Raw genomic sequence first — 17,392 nt, forward strand, 5'->3', positions numbered from 1 at the left:
GATTGGTGGTGCGGCGACAGTCCCTATCGATCCTCTCGCGTGTGCCACAGGCGGAGCACATAGATGGTCGATTTCTGGATCTCGTAGCGCATTTCGTAGTTGCCTACCAGAATGCGGCGAACTTCGCGTGGTTCGAACTCCTCCAGTCTTTCACCGATGCGCGGATGTTCAGTCAGCCGGGCGGGAGCGGCAGTCAGAGATTGCACCACGCGTGCGGCTGCCTGGCGGTTCACCGGCGTGAGAAAATCATGAAGCCGAACCAAATCGGACAGAGCCTTGCTGGTCCACTTCAATTCCATCAACGTGGTGCCGGCAGCGGCTTTTCCTTGTCAAGGCTATCGGCCCATGCCTGCACGGCTTGGTGGTCGACAACATGCCCGGAATCCACATCAGCCAGCGCTTCGAGCGTGAGCCGCCGACGCTCCTCCTCCATATCAACCCAAGCGGATAGGGCTTGCTTGACGATCCAGCCCCGTGGACGCTCAAGACGGGCTGCGAGTTGGTCTACCTTTTCTGCGAGTGGCAGGGGGACATGCGCAGTAATCACTTTCGTGTCCATTGAAAAGCCTCACCTAATTGAAACTAATCATAAGGATTAAACGTGATTAAGTCGAGGCTCGAATGCACTTACGATAGTTGCCTCAAAGCCCCTCTTTCGCGGCCTCCACCAGCCGCGCCGCGTAGCGGGCCATGGTGTCGATTTCCAGGTTGACCAGGTCGCCGACCCGGCGTTCGCCCCAGGTGGTTACCGTCAAGGAATGATGGATCAAGAGTACGTCGAAGCGCGTGCCTTCGACCTTGTTGACGGTGAGCGAGGTGCCGTCGAGCGCGACCGAGCCCTTGGGCGCGATGAATTTCGCCAGGTCGCGCGGCGCTTCCAGCGTGAAGCGCACCGCGTCGCCCTCCTCCTTGCGCGCTACAATCTCGGCCGTGCCGTCGACATGGCCCGAAACGATGTGGCCACCGAGTTCGTCGCCGATTTTCAGCGCCCGTTCCAGATTGATCCTGGTGCCGGATTGCCAGCCCATGGCTGTCGTCAGCCTGAGCGCCTCTTCCCACGCCTCGACCTCGAACCAGCGCGCATTGGCGCCGCTTTCCGGCAGCGCCGTCACCGTCAGGCAAACGCCGCCGCAGGAAATCGAAGCGCCGATGGCGATCGTCTCAGGGTCATAGGCGGTGTCGATACGCAAGCCGACACCCTCTCTCAGCGGCTTGACGGCAGCGACGGTGCCGACATCGGTGACAATTCCGGTAAACATCAGACTCTGTCTTTCAGTTGACCATGTTCTTGTCCAAAAACCGGTTCCCACTTTTTGGGATCATGGCTTCTTGTTTGGCCATGATCTTTTCCAAAAACCGGTTCCCACTTTTTGGGATCATGGTCTTATCCACTCGGCGTAGCTGTCTTCGCCGAAACGCATGTCGCGCAATTTGCGAAATCCTGCCGGGATATGGTTGGCGTCGAGGGGCGATGCAATTCCGCGCTTGCCGATCGGCTCCTGCCCCTGGAACAGCACGATGCGGTCGACCAGCCCCTCAGTGAGGAAGGCCTTGGCCACCTTGGCGCCGCCCTCGACCAGCACGCTCGCCATGCCGAGCGCGGCCAGATCCTCGAGCAGTTCCGGCAGCGCAATATCGCCTTCATACGTCTCGGTGCCGATGAAGCGCACGCCGGCGCGTTCGAGCGCGGCCCGCCGGTGCGGGTCGGCTTCGGCACAGGCGGCGACATAGAGCGGAACCCGGTCGACGCCGGCGACCAGTTTCGACGTCTCCGGCAGCCTGATCTGGCGGTCGAGCACGATGCGCGCCGGCGAGCGGTTCTCCAGCCCCGGCAACCGAACCGTCAGCGCCGGATCGTCCTCCAGCGCCGTGCCGATGCCGATCAGTATTCCGTCGGCTTCGGCGCGCATCAGATAGACTTCGCGCCGGGCGACGTCGCCGGTGATCGAGACCTGTCCCGCGCCTTTCATGCCGATCTTGCCGTCGCTGGAAAGCGCAAGTTTCAGGATCACTTCCGGACGTTTTTTCAGAGATCGAATGAGATAACCGGCCATCTGCTCGGCGGCTTCTGCCACCAGCGCCTTTTCGACCACTTCGACACCGGAGGCACGCAGGATCGCATAGCCGTTGCCGGACACGCGTGGATCGGGGTCGCTCGCAGCCCCAACCACTCGCGCGACGCCGGCATTGACCAGTGCACTGGCGCAAGGCGGGGTGCGGCCATGGTGGGCGCAGGGCTCCAATGTGACATAGGCGGTGGCGCCGCGTGCGAGCTCGCCGGCCTCGGCCAGCGCCTCGGTCTCGGCATGCGGCCGGCCGCCGACAGCGGTGACGCCGGTGCCGACGATCATCGGCCGGGTGCCGTCGTCGCGCACGATCAATGTGCCGACGGAAGGGTTGGTCGAGGTCCGCCCGGCGTTTTTCCGCGACAGCCTCAGTGCCGCCGCCATGAAGCGGCGATCAAGAACCTCTTGCTCGGCTTGGCTGCGCCTTGCCATGCTCAGCCGGCGTCCTCTTCCTTGAGCTCGTCACCTTTCAGTTCACCCAGCACGTCGTGAAAATCCTTGGCCTCGCGGAAATTGCGATAGACCGAGGCGAAGCGCACATACGCGACGTCGTCGAGCGACTTCAGCGCCTCCATCACCAGGCGGCCGACCTCGCCCGAGGCGACCTCGGTCTCGCCGGAGCTTTCGAGCTGGCGCACGATGCCGGTCACCGCGCGGTCGATGCGCTCGGGATCGACATTGCGCTTGCGCACGGCGATCTCGACCGAGCGCAGCAGCTTGTCGCGGTCGAACGGCACCTTGCGTCCGGATTTCTTCACCACAACGAGATCGCGCAACTGCACGCGCTCGAAGGTGGTGAAGCGGCCGCCGCAATCGGGGCAGACGCGCCGCCTGCGGATCGCCGCGCCATCTTCGGCGGGGCGCGAATCCTTCACCTGCGTATCTTCGGACTGGCAGTAGGGACAGCGCATGGACAGCCTTGTGTTCGCGATTCTCGTGGAGCGAAAGGCTTAGAGGTTTTTGCCGCGATGGCAAAGTATCGCGGTGGTCTCTCGCGCCTCAGAGATAGCGAGGCGCGGGGAAAATTGCCAGCGTCATGCCGGGCGGCAATACCAGCCGTTCAAGGCGCGACGTCACCAGTCGGGAACCCGCATGAGACGCCGAGGCTGCGATAGGCCTTGGTGAAGCCGTCCATCGATACCGTCGCGACCGGCGTGTCGGCGAAGCTGACATCGAGCGCGCTGGCGCGGCGCATGGCACGCAGCAGCGCCAGGCTGATCTCGGGCTTGTTGTTCAACATCCATTTTCCGCCGGCACCGGCCATGGCATCGACGGTCGCCTTGACCTTGCCGTTGGCATCGCCGAACACCGCCGGAATGTTCTCGCCAGTCGGCAAATCCTTGTTCTTCATGGCGATGACAAGGGTCGGATAGCCATTGGGCGGCAGTGCATCACCGTTCGAGATGGCAAGCGTGAGAGTGCCGCTGGTACCGCTCGCGTCGAGAAAGGCGGTCGAGGCGACGCAGGTTTTGCGCAGATCCTCACCGGTATCGATCTCGTCCACAGTGATGGACCACTGGCCGAAGGTTTCGGTCTTCGGTGCGGCTGGGGCGGGCGCAGACTGTGCCAGGGCGGCGGACGGCAAGGTGGTCAATGTGACCAGCACGCCAAGCGCGCCAAAGCCAGCGACACCGAAAATCTGCATCATCGTCAAGGTTCCTGTCCGGACTCCGTCCCCGCTGAAAAGTGCTTCTCGTCCGGCCGATAAGGGACGCCACTTTGCGTGAGCTCAACCGAGATAGGGATAGAGCGGAAAACGATCCGTCAACGCGGCCACCTTCGCCTTCACCGCTGCTTCTACGGCTGCATTGCCCTCATCCGAATTCGCGGCCTTGAGCCCGTCCAGCACCTCGGCGATCAGCTTGCCGATCTCGCGGAACTCGGCCTGGCCGAAACCGCGCGTGGTGCCGGCCGGCGTGCCGAGGCGCACGCCCGAGGTGACGAACGGCTTTTCGGGATCGAAAGGGATGCCGTTCTTGTTGCAGGTGATGTTGGCGCGGCCAAGCGCTGCCTCGGCACGCTTGCCGGTGGCGTTCTTCGGCCTGAGGTCGACCAGCATCAGATGGTTGTCGGTGCCGCCGGAGACGATGTCGAGGCCGGTTTCCTGCAGGCTGGAGGCCAGCGCCTTGGCATTGGCGGCAACGCTCTCTGCATAGGTCTTGAAGCTTGGCTTCAGCGCTTCGCCCAGGGCCACAGCCTTGGCGGCGATGACATGCATCAGCGGGCCACCCTGCAGCCCCGGGAACACCGCCGAGTTCATCTTCTTGGCGATATCTTCGTCGTTGCACAGGATCATGCCGCCACGCGGGCCGCGCAACGACTTGTGCGTGGTGGTGGTGACCACATGGGCATAAGGCAGCGGCGACGGATGCACGCCGCCGGCGACCAGGCCGGCGATGTGGGCCATGTCGACCATCAGATAGGCGCCGATCGAGTCGGCGATCTCGCGAAAGCGCTTCCAGTCCCAGACGCGCGAATAGGCAGTGCCGCCGGCCAGGATCAGCTTCGGCCTGGTTTCGTGAGCGGTCTTCTCGATCGCATCCATGTCGAGCAGATGGTCGTCCCTGCGCACCCCGTAGGAAACGACCTTGAACCATTTGCCGCTCATGTTGACCGGCGAACCGTGCGTCAGGTGGCCACCGGAGTTCAGGTCGAGCCCCATGAAGGTGTCGCCGGGCTGCAGCAGCGCCAAAAAGACCGCCTGGTTCATCTGGCTGCCGGAATTCGGCTGGACGTTGGCGAAGTTGCAGCCGAACAGCGTTTTGGCGCGCTCGATGGCCAGGTCCTCGGCCACGTCGACGAACTGGCAGCCGCCATAGTAGCGCTTGCCGGGATAGCCCTCGGCGTATTTGTTGGTCATGATCGACCCCTGCGCTTCCAGCACGGCGCGGGAGACGATGTTTTCCGATGCGATCAGCTCGATCTCGTGGCGCTGGCGGCCGAGTTCGTTGCGGATCGCGCCGAAAATCTCCGGATCGGCATCGGCAAGCGTGGTTTCGAAGAAGGATTCGAATTTGTTCGACACTGCCGCTGCTGTTGCCATGCTTGAGATCCTTGTCGTCCGGGGGCCTGCCGCGCCATTAACACAGTTGCTTCAGCCCCGCCACGTTTGCGACGCGAAATTTGCTGGTCGGATTGCGGCAGCGAGGCGAAGACCTCGTCTATTTCCTTGCCTGCCGGCCGTTCAGCAAGGCTTCTGTAAGCGTGATCTCGGTCAACAGCGCCTGCTTCGTATGATCGTTGATCTCTCGGCTGCGAAACATGGCGAGCACCGCCGCGCGCTCGGCCTCGATGCCGGCGAGCCTCATTTCCAGCTCCAGCCGTCCCGCTTCACGGGCCTCAGCGCGCGCGTCTTCGGCCTCGTCGGAGGCGGCGATGCGGCGCCTGTAGCCGGCGACAATGCTGTCGGCCGCAGCAAGCCGGGCGCCGGGCACCTCGCCTTCATCCCCGTCTTCGACTCCGGCGATGCTCTCGATGCGGGCGATGGCGGCCTTGGCCGCGGCGACACGCGCCAGGCGCTCCTCGGCAGCGCCGGCATCCTCGCCCGGCTCGACCAGCCCGCGCGCGATCCGGGGCAGCGCGAGGCTGGCGATGGCCAGCGAGCAGATGATGACGCCGGCGGCCAGGAAGATCACCTCGTCGCGCGCCGGAAAGGGCGAGCCGTCCGGCATGGTGAACGGCAGCGACAGGATGCCGGCCAGCGTTATCGCGCCGCGCACGCCGGCCACCGAGCCGGCGAGCCGGACACGCAGCCCGAACGGCTCGGCCTTGCGCTTGCGCAACCGCGCCACGACGCTGGCCGCGATATCGCCAATCGATATCCACAGGAAGCGCAGCGCGATCAGGCACAGCGTCAGCGCCAACACCGTCAGGATCGGCTGGATGACCGGATAGCGGCCACTGAGCTCGGGCGGCACATTGCCGATGATGTCGGGAAACTGCAGGCCGAGCAGGATGAAGAGCGCGCCGTTGAAAACGAAAGACAGCGTCGTCCACAGCGACATCGTCTGGATACGCGCCGAAACACCGAGGAAACGGAAAATCCCTGAGCCGCCGGTCAGCACGCCGGCGGTGACCGCGGCCAGGATACCCGAAGCCCCGACATGCTCAGCGCCGAGATAGGCGACGAAGGGCAGCAGGATCATCACCAGCACCTGCGCCTCGGCCGGCACGCCGCCGATGCGGTTCAGCAATTGCAGCGCCTTGGCGGCAACGAACAGTGCCGCCACGCCGGCCAGGATGCCGACTGCCACGGCGTAGAGGAACGTGAGGGATGCCGCGGCGAAGGAAAAGCTGCCGGTCAACACTGCCGCCACCGCGAAACGGAACATGACCAGCCCCGACGCATCGTTGAGCAGCGACTCGCCTTCTAGAATGTGCATCAGCCGCGCCGGAACCACATTCTTGTCGACGATCGAGGACACGGCGACTGCGTCGGTCGGCGACAGCACCGCGGCAAGCGCGATTGCGACGACGAGCGGAACACTCGGCACCAGCCAGTGCAAGGCGTAGCCGAAGCCGACGATGGTGAAGAACACCAGCCCGATGGCAAGGTCCAGTATCGGCCCGCGCAGCGCCACCAGTTCGCGCTTCGGCGCGCCATAGGCATCGCTGAACAGCAGCGGCGGAATGAACACCAGCAGGAAAAGCTCGGGATCGATCTCGACATGGATGCCGCGCATCGGCCAGGCGAGTGCCGCACCTAGGGCAATCTGCAGGACCGGCAATGGCACCCGCACCAGCCGTGCCAGCGCACCGGAAACGGCGACGAAGACGAGTACGACCAGGATGAAGATGGCGACTTGCATGGCCCTGTACCGAACGGCGCTTGCCGGACCCGGCGCAAAGCGCGCCCCCCAGCCGGATGCAAAAAGGCCGCCCTCAGCGGCGGCCTTTCAGCAAAGAGATCAGCGGCTTAGAGCGCAGACGTGATCTGCAGCTCGTTGGCTCCGTCGAGCCCGTAAATGTCGTCGCGGAACTGCACGACGCCAGGCCCCGTCGACCAGGCCGAGATGTAGAGGAAAAAGACCGGCACCGGATTGGTGACCTGCACCGGGATGTTCTCGCCGCTCTTGATCGCCGCCTCAAAATGCTGGCGGCTCCAGCCCGGGGTGTCGCGCAGGATCCAGGTGACGAGGTCGCGCACGTTCTGGACGCGCACGCAGCCCGAGGAATCGAAGCGCATCATCTTGCCGAACAGGCTTTGCTGCGGCGTGTCGTGCATGTAGACGCCGTCCGGGCTCGGGAAATTGATCTTGACCGAGGCCATCGCATTGCCGGCGCCCGGATCCTGGCGAAAGCGGTATTTCTCCGCGTCGTCGGTCGACCAGTCGACGGTCAGTGGATCGACCTCGCTGCCATCCGGTGCGAACAGCCGGATGTTGCTGTCCTTGAGATAGTTGGGGTCCTTCCGCATCAGCGGAATGATGTCCTTGCGAACGATCGAGACCGGCGCGTTCCAGTAGGGATTGACGATGATCTCGTTGATCTTGGAATCGACGATCGGCGTCTGGCGGTCGATCTTGCCGACCACGGCGTTATGGCGCAGCACGACGCGGTCGTTCTCGACCGCTTCGATCTGGGCGCCGGGGATGTCGACCAATACATAACGGTTGCCCAGCGTGCCGGCGCGTTCGTTCAACCGCTGCAGATTGGTCTGCAGCTGGCCAAGCCGGACCTGCGCCGAGACATTCATCGCCGCATAGGTATATTGGCCCAGGGTCCCGTCGGAAGGCAGGCCATGACGCGCCTGGAAGCGCTTGACCGCCGCATCGACATAGGAATCGAAGGCCTCTGACAGGCCGGCGCTCTGCGCCAGGTCACCCGAAACCATCAAGCGCCTGCGCAATGGCACCACGTCGAGATCGATGACGCCGAGTTGCAGTTTCTTGGTGTCCGGGACCCGCTCCCAGCCGCCCTGCGCGACAATATTCTGATACTGCGCGATCGCCTGCTCGGTGTAGGCAACGGTCTGCAGGCTGACGATCGGCAGCGTCGAGGCCACCTTGCCGCCCTGGCTGGCGCGGGCGTCGAACTGGTCGTTCCAGTTGCCGCGGCCCGAGGACTTTAGGATATCCGCGATCACGTCCTGCGCGCGGGCGCCACCGGCAAGCATCGACGCAGCCAACGCGGAGGCTCCGGAAAGGAAGAAACGGCGACTGGTTCTCATGTACGCTCCAGACATTCCTGTAACAGTTTTTTCACCGGGCGATCCGCCCGCACGCTTGGCCCACTCTAAGGTTGGCGCCCTTAACAATTAGCCAACCATGCCCCAATCGCTTTTGCGCGAGAACGCGCCGGGCGCGACGCCCCTTCACAGAGGCGGTTGACGGGGCGACGGATTGGCTCGCGCCGCAACATCACCCGCATTCTCGCTTTCACCGGGAATATGGCGGCAACGTGACCCTGACCGCGATTTGGATCGGCTTGCCTCACGAAACGCAAAGACCGAAGCTTTTCGGCACCGGTCTTTTGGATCGCTCCCCGACCCCGCCTGTGGCGCGGTTCCCGCTCATGCGACGGACATGCTTACATCCGATAGGCGATGGTATCGTTCCAGAAGCGGTCGAGGCGCTGCAGGGCGCGGTTCATTTGCTTGAATTCTTCCGTGTTGATGCCGCCGACCTGCTCGATCGAGCCGACATGGCGCTCGTAGAGGCCGGCGACAACTTCCGCCACCTCACTGCCCTTCGGCGTCAGCGAGACCCGCACCGAACGGCGGTCGATGCGCGAGCGCTGGTGGTTGATGAAGCCGAGATCGACCAGCTTCTTCAGATTGTAGGAGACGTTCGAGCCGAGATAATAGCCGCGCGAGCGCAGTTCGCCGGCGGTCAGCTCCGAATTGCCGATGTTGAAGAGCAGCAGCGCCTGGATGGCGTTGATATCGGAACGGCCGTTGCGGTCGAATTCATCCTTGATCACGTCAAGCAGGCGGCGGTGCAGCCGCTCCACCAACTGCAGCGATTCCATGTACAGCGAACGGATCGCCTCGCGGCGGTCATCGGATACGTTGGCGGTCTTCGCCGCCGGACGGGAATTGATCATTGTCTTGCCTCTCGTTTGTCGCCTGGTGATTTTTTGTTTTTCACCTTGATCGCGACACTATCGAATACTCATAAAATTCGACTTAAACGCTAGGGCTAACAAGAGCTTACCGGCAATAGGTTTCGAAAGAGGCTTAACGAAGGGTCACCCGATCAAGGATGATTAACCTAAAGATTTAGCCAATGAATCCGGGCGGTAATTTCCCCGTCGAACCGGACCGGTGGGCTATTCTTGTTGAGCATTGCTCCGATGCTCTATTGCCGGCTCCGGCGCTTCTGCATCCAGATCACCACGCGAAAGACGATGTAGAGCAGCGCCACCGCCGCATGCGAGGCGACGATCAGCGGCCGGTGACCGAAGAGCTCGGGAAAGCCGGCATACATGACGGTCTCGGTCGCCGCGCAGATGAACCAGATCACCGGCCCCCAGGAGGCCAGCATCCACAGGCCGGCGGCGGCGAACGGAAAGAACACGGCGAGCGTCACCGCCGCCACCTGCCAATGCACCGGCATCAGGTCGAAGCGCCACAACGAGCCGGGATAGAAGCCGATCAGCCGGATCCAGTACAAAATCCCGAACAACAGACAGTAGCCTGAGATGACGCGCTGAAACCAGGCGAAGATGACTTCGACCGTCGAGGGCTGGAGCACGACGCGTCTCGACGTGACCTCGCTCACAGCTTGAGCTCCCGTTCGCCGAGCGGAGCGAAATAGGCATCGACGTCGGCAGCACTGACGTCGTCGATGCCTGCCGGCCGCCATTGCGGCGTCGAGCCTTTGTCGATGATGGCGGCGCGGATGCCTTCGTAGAAATCGTGGCCGGCAAGCATGCGGTTGAGGATGCGGAACTCCATCCGCATGCACTCGTCCATCGACAGCGTCAGCCCGGCGCTGATCTCGCGCCAGGCAACATGCAGGCTGGTCGGCGAGCGGGTGCGGATCGTCGCCAGCGTCTTTGCCGCGAGCGCGTCTGCGGGTGCGGCGCGCTCCAGGCTGCCGATGATGTCGCTCAGCGACGGCTGCACGAAATGGCGGGCGATGGCTTCCAGCGTCGGACTGTCCGTTTCGCGCCGGGCCGGGACGGAAAAGCCGCGCAGCGCCGCTTCCGGGTCGCCGCTCGCAACCAGCCGGTCGAGAAAGCCGGCCTGGTCCTGCGCCTTGATCGTGTGCGTCGCCAGGCCCGACCACAAAGCGTCGCCATAGCGGATGCGGTTTCCGGTCAAGGCCAGATACATGCCAAAGCTGCCGCCGAGGCCCGGCAAGAGATGACTGGCGCCGACATCCGGGAAAAAGCCGATGCCGACTTCCGGCATGGCGAACTGGGCGTTCTCGGTCAGCAGCCGATGCGAGCCGTGGAACGAGATGCCGACGCCGCCGCCCATGACGATGCCGTCGATCAGCGCGACATAGGGTTTTTGGAACCGCGCAATGCGGGCGTTCAGCCGGTATTCGTCGGCAAAAAAATCGACCGGCGGTTTTCCCGCCCGGCCGGCCTCGTAGATGTGGAGGATGTCGCCGCCGGCCGAAAACGCCCTGCCCTCGGCCTTGACGACGACAACATCGACGCCGTCGTCGCGCTCCCAGGCGCGCAGCGCCTTGTCGAACGCCTTGACCATGCGATGGGTGACGGCATTGAGCGCCTGCGGCCGCGTCAAAGTGACAACGCCGGCCCTGCCCAGTCGTTCGAAGCGAATCTCGTCGCCGCCGCCAAAATCCATCGCCTAAAGAATCCCTCCCCCACGCCGCCGGGATTGAAGTGCTAAAGCGTGGCGCATGGCTGCGTCAATGCCAGGGTCAGTCGGTACAGGGCAGTTTGGATTTCTGGAGTGGACAGAGCTCATCCTTTGCGTCCGGATCAAATGGGCGCAAAATTGTCAGCGACAAGCACAGCCGGCCGCTGTGCAGCAGTCAACTCAAAGGCGAACGCATGATCGTTGAACCCAGAGGGTCAGAATATGATTTGACGATGCCGCGAAATTTCGACCCGGATGATGTCCTCAGTCGCCCGCTGATGGCGAATTTGGCGACCGTTACCGCCGACGGCGCGCCGCGCAACGCGCCCGTATGGTTCATCTGGGAGAACGGTGCGATCTGGCTTCTCGGGTCGTCAGACGGGAGCGCGGTAAAGCATCTTGAAAGAGACCCGCGCTGCGCGGTGGAAATTGTCCACTTTGACAACAATGCCGGTATTCTGCTCCACCTCGGGCTGCGCGGCGCCGCCACCATAGAACCGATGTCACCAGATCGCTTCAAACGGTTGCTTCGAAAGTATCTCGGTCCGGAAGCTGGGTGGAACCAGTGGTTCATTGACAACGTGGCCCAGATCGAACATCCGGATGGGCGCATGATCAGGCTTGCCCCGGCCAGCATTTTCACCAACAACGTCTCGTTCTTCAGAACTGGCCCCGACCTTGCGTGGCCGCCAAATCTGTAGCTGGCTGCGAACCACGGACACGCTGGCACTATCGTGCCGCATTGGTCAGCGGCGGAGCCTCGTGTTAAAAGCCGCCAATCCGGAGTTTTGGCGATGAACAAATTCACCCCAGCAAAGCCTGCCGGCGCGCGCAGCGTCGACGAGATCACCGGCAGCCGCCGTTTGCGGCGCATGCGCAAGGCCGACTGGTCGCGCCGTCTCGTCCAGGAAAACCGGCTCGGCGTGGACGATCTGATCTGGCCGATCTTCGTCGTCGACGGGAAAAATATCCGTGAACCGATCGCCGCCATGCCTGGTGTCTTCCGCCTGTCGCTCGACCTTGCCGTCAAGGAGGCCGAGCGCGCGGCAAAGCTCGGCATTCCGGCGATCGCCACCTTCCCCAATGTCGAACTCGGCCTGCGCGACCAGACCGGCTCGCACATCCTCGATCCGGAAAACGTCATCAACCGCGCCACGCGCGCCATCAAGCACGCGGTGCCCGAGATCGGCATCATCACCGATGCGGCGCTCGATCCCTTCACCTCGCACGGCCACGACGGCATCTTGCGCGACGGCATCATCGTCAACGACCAGACCGTGGAGCAGGTCACGGCGGCTGCCGTCATCCAGGCTTCGGCCGGCGCCGATATCATTGCCCCGTCCGACATGATGGATGGCCGCATCGGCGCCATTCGCGATGCGCTCGACGCCAATGGTTTTCAGGATGTGGCGATCATGTCCTACGCAACGAAATTCGCTTCCGCCTTCTACGGACCCTACCGCGAGGCGGTCGGCACCGCCGGCCTGCTCAAGGGCGACAAGAAGACCTATTATCTCGACCACGCCAATTCCGACGAGGCCGTGCGCGAGGCCGAGCAGGACCTCGCCGAGGGCGCCGACATGCTGATGGTCAAGCCCGGCCTGCCCTATCTCGACATCATCCGCAGGCTGAAGGACGAATTCCGGATGCCGACCTTCGCCTATCAGGTGTCGGGCGAATATTCGATGATCAAGGCGGCCGCCGCCAATGGCTGGATCGACGGCGACAAGGCGATGCTGGAATCGCTGCTCGCCTTCAAGCGCGCCGGCTGCGACGGAATCCTGACCTATTTCGCGCCTGAAGTGGCGGCGATGCTCAAGGGATAGGCACTCGCATCGTTTTGGGATTTTGCTGCAATCCGATAGAATAGGCTCATGAGCAGGAACGAGGTCATCGAACGGTTGCAGAGAAACGCAGATGCCATCAAAGGCATGGGCGCGACTTCGCTGTATCTGTTCGGGTCGGCGGCGCGGGAAGATGCGCAGCCGGACAGCGATCTTGATCTGTTCATCGACTATGATCCGGCGCGGCGCTTTTCTCTGATCGACATGGTCGGGATCAAGCAATTCCTGGAAGAGAAGATGTCAACGGAAATTGACATCACCACGCGTGACAGCCTTCAGCCTATGTTGAAAGCCCAGATCGAACAATCGGCCGTGCGCGTATTCTGATGGCAGTCCGCCGGATCGAGCTGATACTGGCCAAGATCATAGCGGCTTTGGATGGCATCAGCGCTGCCACCGCCGGCAAGACTCTGGACGACTTTCGTGACGACTGGCTGCTTCGTCATGGCGTGGAGCGCGGCATCGAGATTATCTCCGAAGCCACCCGGCACATCCCGGACGATTTGATTGCTCTTGCTCCAGAAATTCCCTGGAAACAGATTCGTGGAATTGGGGACCTTTTGCGTCACGAATACCACGAGACTTCCGATGCCATCGTCTGGACCGTGGTGACAGACAGTCTGTCGCCGCTCCGCCTAGCTGTCGAGCGAATACTCGAGGCGTCGCGGCGCAAGTAGCTGCTGCAGCCACCCCTCTTTGCGGTGGCCCTGATGCTGGCCAAACGAGCCGCATATGCTTGGCGGCGAATTACCGCTTGCAAATTGCAATCAGTCCAGCTAAAAACAACTGCTTGCATTTCACAACTGGATTAAGGGAGCCAGCCATGCCCAAGCTTCGCGTCAACGCTTTCACCGTGTCTATCGACGGCTTCGGGGCCGGTCCCGACCAGGACCTGAAAGAACCGTTGGGCGTCGGCGGGGAAGCCCTGCACACATGGATGTTGGGCACCCGAACCTTCCGCAACATGTCCGGCGAAGATGACGGGACCACGGATACCGACGACGCGTTCGTAACGCGCAGCTTCGAAAACATCGGCGCGTGGATCATGGGCCGCAACATGTTCGGGCCGATCCGCGGGCCTTGGCCCGATGACACCTGGAAGGGCTGGTGGGGAGACAATCCGCCCTACCATGTGCCGGTCTTTGTGCTCACCCACCATCCGCGGGATGCTATCGTCATGGAGGACGGCACGACCTTCCATTTTGTGACCGACGGCATCCACTCAGCGCTGGAAAAGGCGAAAGCAGCGGCTGACGGCAAGGATGTCCGGCTCGGCGGCGGGGTCGCCACGATCCGGCAATATCTCAGGGAAAAGCTTATCGACGACATGCATCTGGCGATATCGCCGATGCTGCTCGGCTCAGGCGAGAATCTTTTTGCCGGCATCGACATGCCCAAGCTCGGCTACCGCTGCAGCGAGCAGGTCGCAACGCCGAATGCCATGCATGTCATCATCAAGCGCGATTAGGACGTTTCGTCTGCTCTTTTGTCGAAAGCTTCGGTGCAGGCCCTTTCTCCCCGTCACTATACGGGGAGAAATGCCCGGCAGGGCAATGAGGGGCGGCGCAAGCGACCAAAGATTACACAGCCGGACAATACCCCTATGGCAATATGACATCAGAATAATTTTTGTCCCATGCAGTGACTTTGTGGCTAAATTGTCGAGGCGGGCGGCGCCCCTCATCCGCCTGCCGGCACCTTCTCCCCGTATAGTGACGGGGAGAAGGGGAGCCCTGCCTCAATACTTCCCCGGAACATACAGCTCGCGCGGCAGCACCTGGCGCTCGTATTCGGGATTGAACACGCGGTCGGGCAGCGTGATCTCTTCGTGCGGCACTTCCTCATAAGGCATTTGCTTGAGGAGATGATCGATGCAATTCAGCCGCGCCCGCTTCTTGTCGTTGCCCTCGACGATGAACCACGGGGCTTCGGGGATGTTGGTGCGGGCGAACGTCTCTTCCTTGGCCTTGGTGTACTGTTCCCAGCGCACGCGCGACTGCAGATCCATCGGCGACAGCTTCCACTGCTTCATCGGATCATGGATGCGCATCTGGAAACGCATCTGCTGTTCCTCGTCGGTGATGGAGAACCAGTATTTGACCAGCGTGATGCCGGAGCGGACCAGCATGCGCTCGAACTCCGGCACGTCGCGAAAAAACTCCTCGACCTGGTCCGGTTCGGCGAAGCCCATCACCCTTTCGACGCCGGAGCGGTTGTACCAGGAGCGGTCGAACAGCACGATCTCGCCGCCCGCCGGGAGATGCGGGACGTAGCGCTGGAAATACCATTGCGACTTCTCGCGCTCGGTCGGCGCCGGAAGTGCGACGACGCGGCAGATGCGCGGATTGAGCCGCTGGGTGATGCGCTTGATGACGCCGCCCTTGCCGGCCGAATCGCGGCCCTCGAAAACCACCACCAGCTTCTTCTTGGTGTAAGCCACCCAGGACTGCAGCTTGATCAATTCGGATTGCAGCGTGATCAGGTCGCGAAAATATTGCTGGCGATCCATCGAGGGCGGATGCGCCTTCTTGTAGATCTTGGCGATCTCCAGCGACAGCGCCGGTTCCGACATTTCCAGTTCGTAGTCCTCGTCGAGCGTGTCGGCCAGTTCCGCTTCCAGCCAGTCCTTGGCGGGAGAATTCTGTTTTGCTTCGGTCATTTATGCTACTCCGCGTGCACACCCGTGTCGGCGTCGGCCTGACGGCCGGACACCTTGAGCCGATCTGCATATAGGCCGGCAATGACGGTTTTATTGCAGCCGGCCCGCGCGCCGGTCGCCCAACTCCGTGAGATGTGATCGATCAGCCTCCCTGACACGCACGACAAACGGCTCGAATTGTCCTACAAATGCCGGGTTCCCCCGGGCAGCCTTCAAAGCACCCCTTTTCAACAACTCAATTGCGAGGATCTGACATGGAATACCGCACACTCGGCCGTTCCGGGCTGAAGGTTTCGACGCTGACCATGGGCACCATGACTTTTGGCGGCGCCGGCGCATTTTCGGCGGTCGGCAAGACCGATCTCGACGAGGCGCGCCGGATGATCGACCTCTGCATCGATGCCGGCATCAATCTCATCGACACCGCCAATGTCTATTCGAACGGGCTTTCGGAAGAGATCATCGGCGAAGCGCTCGGCGGCAAACGCAAGGGCGATGTGCTGATCGCCTCCAAGGCGCGCATGCGGATCGGCGACGGCCCCAACGATGAGGGCCTATCGCGCTACCATCTGATCCGCGAGTGCGAGAAGAGCCTGAAGCGCCTCAGGACCGACGTCATCGACATCTATTTCCTGCACGAATGGGACGGCACGACGCCGCTCGAGGAGACCATCGCCGCGCTCGACACGCTCGTCAGCCAGGGCAAGGTCCGCTATGTCGGCTGTTCCAACTATTCCGGCTGGCAAGTGATGAAGGCGCTGGGGATCAGCGACCGCCAGCACCAGCCGCGCTTCGTCACCCAGCAGATCCACTACACGCTGGAGGCGCGCGAAGCCGAATATGAATTGCTGCCGATCTCGGTCGACCAGGGGCTTGGCGTGCTGGTGTGGAGTCCGCTCGCCGGTGGACTGCTGTCCGGCAAATACAACCGCGACCAGGCCACCGCCCGCCAGCTCAGCGGCTGGACCGAACCGCCGATCCGCGACGAGGACCGGCTGTGGCGGATCGTCGACGTGCTTGCCCATATCGGCGAGAACCATGGCGTGTCGGCGGCGCAGGTGGCGCTTGCCTGGCTGCTCGGCCGGCCGGCCATCAGCTCGCTGGTGATCGGCGGACGGACCGAAGCACAGTTCAAGGACAATATCGCCGCAGCTAGCCTGGTGCTGACCAGCGAGGAGCGCGCACGCCTCGACGCTGTCAGCCGCCCGCCCGTTCTCTACCCCTATTGGCACCAGCAATTCACGGCAAAAGACCGGTTTGGTCCGGCCGATCTGGTTCTTGACCGGGAAGATATCTGACAACGATCCGGATCAGGTCGAAGGTCGCCGCCGACGGGCTTAGCCTGAGATAAAACGCCAGGACCTCGGGATCAGGCTCGATCTGGCCGCTGAGCACGAAATGTTTGTAGAGCACGAGCAAGCAGATCGCCTGCTCGTGCCGCTCGTCGGCGAACTTGCGGCTCATCTCGGCAGCCGGCTTATCAACACGGCCTGGCGCTCGGCGCGAAAGCATCCTGCAATCTATTGTAATAGTTGAGACCGCGCGCGGACCGAGCCGTCTGAAAGCCTGGCCTGATCAAGCGCCCGGCGAGCCTGCGGCGGGCTTGTGATTTGCACCCCCAGACCCCCCCCTACACCATTGTGCCAGCCATCCTGCAAGCCACGGAACCGTGTTCAGCCGGCCTGCCGGCTATCTATGGAGCCGATCGCTCTTTGCGGTGTTGTGTTTGTAGCCCAATGCTCCTAGGCAGGGCTAAGAACCTTTGGGATTGTGAAAGGAAGAGATATGGCGCGAGCACCGAACTACGGCCAGGAACGCAAGGAACGCGACCGGCAGAAGGCTGCCAAGAAGGCGGAAAAGCAAGCGGCCAAGGTCGCAGCCAAGGAACGTTCGAAGCCCGAAGACGAGACCACGTCCGAGACCGAAACGGAAACCGCAGAGTAAACTGCAGGGCAATCGCTTCATAGTGACGGCAGAAGGGATCTGGCCGCAACCTTGGCGCGCTTTTTGCACGCTGAAGAGTGGCGAAACCCTTGGTGCAGGCCCT

Annotated in this window: 21 protein-coding genes; 7 read left to right on the forward strand and 14 right to left on the reverse strand. The window is 62.5% G+C overall.

Annotated features, from left to right (window positions below):
• Positions 1 to 23: 23 nt before the first annotated feature.
• From NMG80_RS35670 to NMG80_RS35725, 12 genes are all read right to left on the reverse strand, one after another.
• Positions 24 to 299 carry a type II toxin-antitoxin system RelE/ParE family toxin gene (locus NMG80_RS35670; RefSeq protein WP_254022483.1) on the reverse strand — a complete coding sequence of 92 codons (276 nt, stop codon included), beginning with the start codon at positions 297 to 299 and terminating at the stop codon, positions 24 to 26.
• Positions 299 to 559, reverse strand: coding sequence for a CopG family ribbon-helix-helix protein (locus tag NMG80_RS35675; protein WP_077371906.1), 261 nt, complete (start codon positions 557 to 559; stop codon positions 299 to 301). Before NMG80_RS35675 ends, NMG80_RS35670 begins: the two co-directional genes overlap by 1 nt.
• A gap of 82 nt (positions 560 to 641) precedes the next feature.
• Positions 642 to 1,259, reverse strand: a complete 618-nt coding sequence (locus NMG80_RS35680) for a riboflavin synthase (RefSeq protein WP_254022484.1) — start codon at positions 1,257 to 1,259, stop codon at positions 642 to 644.
• 117 nt (positions 1,260 to 1,376) lie between these two features.
• Positions 1,377 to 2,498 carry a bifunctional diaminohydroxyphosphoribosylaminopyrimidine deaminase/5-amino-6-(5-phosphoribosylamino)uracil reductase RibD gene (gene ribD, locus NMG80_RS35685; RefSeq protein ID WP_254022485.1) on the reverse strand — a complete coding sequence of 374 codons (1,122 nt, stop codon included), beginning with the start codon at positions 2,496 to 2,498 and terminating at the stop codon, positions 1,377 to 1,379.
• Positions 2,499 to 2,500: 2 nt separating this feature from the next.
• The gene (nrdR, locus tag NMG80_RS35690) at positions 2,501 to 2,977 is read right to left on the reverse strand and encodes a transcriptional regulator NrdR (protein ID WP_023798407.1); all 477 of its coding nucleotides are present in this window, start codon (positions 2,975 to 2,977) and stop codon (positions 2,501 to 2,503) included.
• Positions 2,978 to 3,126: 149 nt separating this feature from the next.
• Entirely contained in the window at positions 3,127 to 3,714 is a 588-nt protein-coding gene (locus NMG80_RS35695; RefSeq protein WP_367186064.1) for a hypothetical protein, read from the reverse strand.
• A gap of 81 nt (positions 3,715 to 3,795) precedes the next feature.
• Entirely contained in the window at positions 3,796 to 5,109 is a 1,314-nt protein-coding gene (gene glyA, locus NMG80_RS35700; RefSeq protein WP_254022486.1) for a serine hydroxymethyltransferase, read from the reverse strand.
• Between the two features lie 118 nt (positions 5,110 to 5,227).
• The gene (locus NMG80_RS35705) at positions 5,228 to 6,874 is read right to left on the reverse strand and encodes a Na+/H+ antiporter (protein WP_254022487.1); all 1,647 of its coding nucleotides are present in this window, start codon (positions 6,872 to 6,874) and stop codon (positions 5,228 to 5,230) included.
• Positions 6,875 to 6,981: 107 nt separating this feature from the next.
• Entirely contained in the window at positions 6,982 to 8,235 is a 1,254-nt protein-coding gene (locus NMG80_RS35710) for a L,D-transpeptidase family protein (RefSeq protein WP_254022488.1), read from the reverse strand.
• 359 nt (positions 8,236 to 8,594) lie between these two features.
• Positions 8,595 to 9,110, reverse strand: a complete 516-nt coding sequence (gene ldtR / locus NMG80_RS35715; RefSeq protein WP_027154640.1) for a transcriptional regulator LdtR — start codon at positions 9,108 to 9,110, stop codon at positions 8,595 to 8,597.
• Positions 9,111 to 9,364: 254 nt separating this feature from the next.
• The gene (locus NMG80_RS35720) at positions 9,365 to 9,787 is read right to left on the reverse strand and encodes a DUF6163 family protein (protein WP_254022489.1); all 423 of its coding nucleotides are present in this window, start codon (positions 9,785 to 9,787) and stop codon (positions 9,365 to 9,367) included.
• Positions 9,784 to 10,827, reverse strand: coding sequence for an enoyl-CoA hydratase/isomerase family protein (locus NMG80_RS35725; RefSeq protein WP_254022490.1), 1,044 nt, complete (start codon positions 10,825 to 10,827; stop codon positions 9,784 to 9,786). Before NMG80_RS35725 ends, NMG80_RS35720 begins: the two co-directional genes overlap by 4 nt.
• Positions 10,828 to 11,036: 209 nt before the next feature.
• Here NMG80_RS35725 and NMG80_RS35730 point away from each other — a divergent pair, with 209 nt between their 5' ends.
• From NMG80_RS35730 to NMG80_RS35750, 5 genes are all read left to right on the forward strand, one after another.
• Positions 11,037 to 11,543: a pyridoxamine 5'-phosphate oxidase family protein gene (locus NMG80_RS35730; RefSeq protein WP_254022491.1), complete on the forward strand. Its 507-nt coding sequence runs from the start codon at positions 11,037 to 11,039 to the stop codon at positions 11,541 to 11,543.
• A 93-nt stretch (positions 11,544 to 11,636) separates the two neighbouring features.
• Positions 11,637 to 12,668 carry a porphobilinogen synthase gene (gene hemB / locus NMG80_RS35735; protein ID WP_254022492.1) on the forward strand — a complete coding sequence of 344 codons (1,032 nt, stop codon included), beginning with the start codon at positions 11,637 to 11,639 and terminating at the stop codon, positions 12,666 to 12,668.
• Between the two features lie 48 nt (positions 12,669 to 12,716).
• Positions 12,717 to 13,013: a nucleotidyltransferase family protein gene (locus tag NMG80_RS35740; protein ID WP_254022493.1), complete on the forward strand. Its 297-nt coding sequence runs from the start codon at positions 12,717 to 12,719 to the stop codon at positions 13,011 to 13,013.
• The gene (locus NMG80_RS35745; protein ID WP_254022494.1) at positions 13,013 to 13,363 is read left to right on the forward strand and encodes a HepT-like ribonuclease domain-containing protein; all 351 of its coding nucleotides are present in this window, start codon (positions 13,013 to 13,015) and stop codon (positions 13,361 to 13,363) included. Before NMG80_RS35740 ends, NMG80_RS35745 begins: the two co-directional genes overlap by 1 nt.
• A 146-nt stretch (positions 13,364 to 13,509) precedes the next feature.
• Entirely contained in the window at positions 13,510 to 14,154 is a 645-nt protein-coding gene (locus NMG80_RS35750) for a dihydrofolate reductase family protein (protein ID WP_254022495.1), read from the forward strand.
• Between the two features lie 270 nt (positions 14,155 to 14,424).
• Here the strand turns inward: NMG80_RS35750 and ppk2 are convergent, their stop codons facing one another.
• A complete protein-coding gene (gene ppk2 / locus NMG80_RS35755) occupies positions 14,425 to 15,345 on the reverse strand; it encodes a polyphosphate kinase 2 (protein WP_254022496.1) in 921 nt (306 codons plus the stop codon).
• A 254-nt stretch (positions 15,346 to 15,599) separates the two neighbouring features.
• On the opposite strand from ppk2, the gene NMG80_RS35760 reads away from it, so the two are divergent.
• Complete coding sequence (locus NMG80_RS35760) at positions 15,600 to 16,643, forward strand: aldo/keto reductase (protein ID WP_254022497.1); 1,044 nt, start codon at positions 15,600 to 15,602, stop codon at positions 16,641 to 16,643.
• Here NMG80_RS35760 and NMG80_RS38120 read toward each other — a convergent pair.
• Complete coding sequence (locus NMG80_RS38120; protein WP_436798758.1) at positions 16,585 to 16,809, reverse strand: hypothetical protein; 225 nt, start codon at positions 16,807 to 16,809, stop codon at positions 16,585 to 16,587. The genes NMG80_RS35760 and NMG80_RS38120 overlap by 59 nt on opposite strands.
• Positions 16,810 to 17,130: 321 nt before the next feature.
• Here NMG80_RS38120 and NMG80_RS35770 point away from each other — a divergent pair, with 321 nt between their 5' ends.
• Positions 17,131 to 17,289 (forward strand): hypothetical protein, encoded by a 159-nt coding sequence (locus NMG80_RS35770; RefSeq protein ID WP_023798419.1) that lies wholly within the window; start codon positions 17,131 to 17,133, stop codon positions 17,287 to 17,289.
• Positions 17,290 to 17,392 lie beyond the last annotated feature (103 nt).

This window comes from Mesorhizobium escarrei (genome assembly GCF_935825525.1).
Classification (GTDB): Bacteria; Pseudomonadota; Alphaproteobacteria; order Rhizobiales; family Rhizobiaceae; genus Mesorhizobium; species Mesorhizobium escarrei.

What these genes read in the sequence shown, in the direction of transcription:
- NMG80_RS35740 (WP_254022493.1), top strand. Translation starts at nt 12,717, where the DNA reads ATGAGCAGGAACGAGGTCATCGAACGGTTGCAGAGAAACGCAGATGCC.
- NMG80_RS35750 (WP_254022495.1), top strand. Translation starts at nt 13,510, where the DNA reads ATGCCCAAGCTTCGCGTCAACGCTTTCACCGTGTCTATCGACGGCTTC.
- NMG80_RS35695 (WP_367186064.1), bottom strand. Translation starts at nt 3,714, where the DNA reads ATGATGCAGATTTTCGGTGTCGCTGGCTTTGGCGCGCTTGGCGTGCTG.
- ribD (WP_254022485.1), bottom strand. Translation starts at nt 2,498, where the DNA reads ATGGCAAGGCGCAGCCAAGCCGAGCAAGAGGTTCTTGATCGCCGCTTC.
- NMG80_RS35745 (WP_254022494.1), top strand. Translation starts at nt 13,013, where the DNA reads ATGGCAGTCCGCCGGATCGAGCTGATACTGGCCAAGATCATAGCGGCT.
- ldtR (WP_027154640.1), bottom strand. Translation starts at nt 9,110, where the DNA reads ATGATCAATTCCCGTCCGGCGGCGAAGACCGCCAACGTATCCGATGAC.
- NMG80_RS35675 (WP_077371906.1), bottom strand. Translation starts at nt 559, where the DNA reads ATGGACACGAAAGTGATTACTGCGCATGTCCCCCTGCCACTCGCAGAA.
- nrdR (WP_023798407.1), bottom strand. Translation starts at nt 2,977, where the DNA reads ATGCGCTGTCCCTACTGCCAGTCCGAAGATACGCAGGTGAAGGATTCG.
- NMG80_RS35725 (WP_254022490.1), bottom strand. Translation starts at nt 10,827, where the DNA reads ATGGATTTTGGCGGCGGCGACGAGATTCGCTTCGAACGACTGGGCAGG.
- NMG80_RS35705 (WP_254022487.1), bottom strand. Translation starts at nt 6,874, where the DNA reads ATGCAAGTCGCCATCTTCATCCTGGTCGTACTCGTCTTCGTCGCCGTT.
- glyA (WP_254022486.1), bottom strand. Translation starts at nt 5,109, where the DNA reads ATGGCAACAGCAGCGGCAGTGTCGAACAAATTCGAATCCTTCTTCGAA.
- NMG80_RS35770 (WP_023798419.1), top strand. Translation starts at nt 17,131, where the DNA reads ATGGCGCGAGCACCGAACTACGGCCAGGAACGCAAGGAACGCGACCGG.
- NMG80_RS35760 (WP_254022497.1), top strand. Translation starts at nt 15,600, where the DNA reads ATGGAATACCGCACACTCGGCCGTTCCGGGCTGAAGGTTTCGACGCTG.
- hemB (WP_254022492.1), top strand. Translation starts at nt 11,637, where the DNA reads ATGAACAAATTCACCCCAGCAAAGCCTGCCGGCGCGCGCAGCGTCGAC.
- NMG80_RS35680 (WP_254022484.1), bottom strand. Translation starts at nt 1,259, where the DNA reads ATGTTTACCGGAATTGTCACCGATGTCGGCACCGTCGCTGCCGTCAAG.
- NMG80_RS35670 (WP_254022483.1), bottom strand. Translation starts at nt 299, where the DNA reads ATGGAATTGAAGTGGACCAGCAAGGCTCTGTCCGATTTGGTTCGGCTT.
- NMG80_RS35710 (WP_254022488.1), bottom strand. Translation starts at nt 8,235, where the DNA reads ATGAGAACCAGTCGCCGTTTCTTCCTTTCCGGAGCCTCCGCGTTGGCT.
- NMG80_RS38120 (WP_436798758.1), bottom strand. Translation starts at nt 16,809, where the DNA reads ATGAGCCGCAAGTTCGCCGACGAGCGGCACGAGCAGGCGATCTGCTTG.
- NMG80_RS35730 (WP_254022491.1), top strand. Translation starts at nt 11,037, where the DNA reads ATGATCGTTGAACCCAGAGGGTCAGAATATGATTTGACGATGCCGCGA.
- ppk2 (WP_254022496.1), bottom strand. Translation starts at nt 15,345, where the DNA reads ATGACCGAAGCAAAACAGAATTCTCCCGCCAAGGACTGGCTGGAAGCG.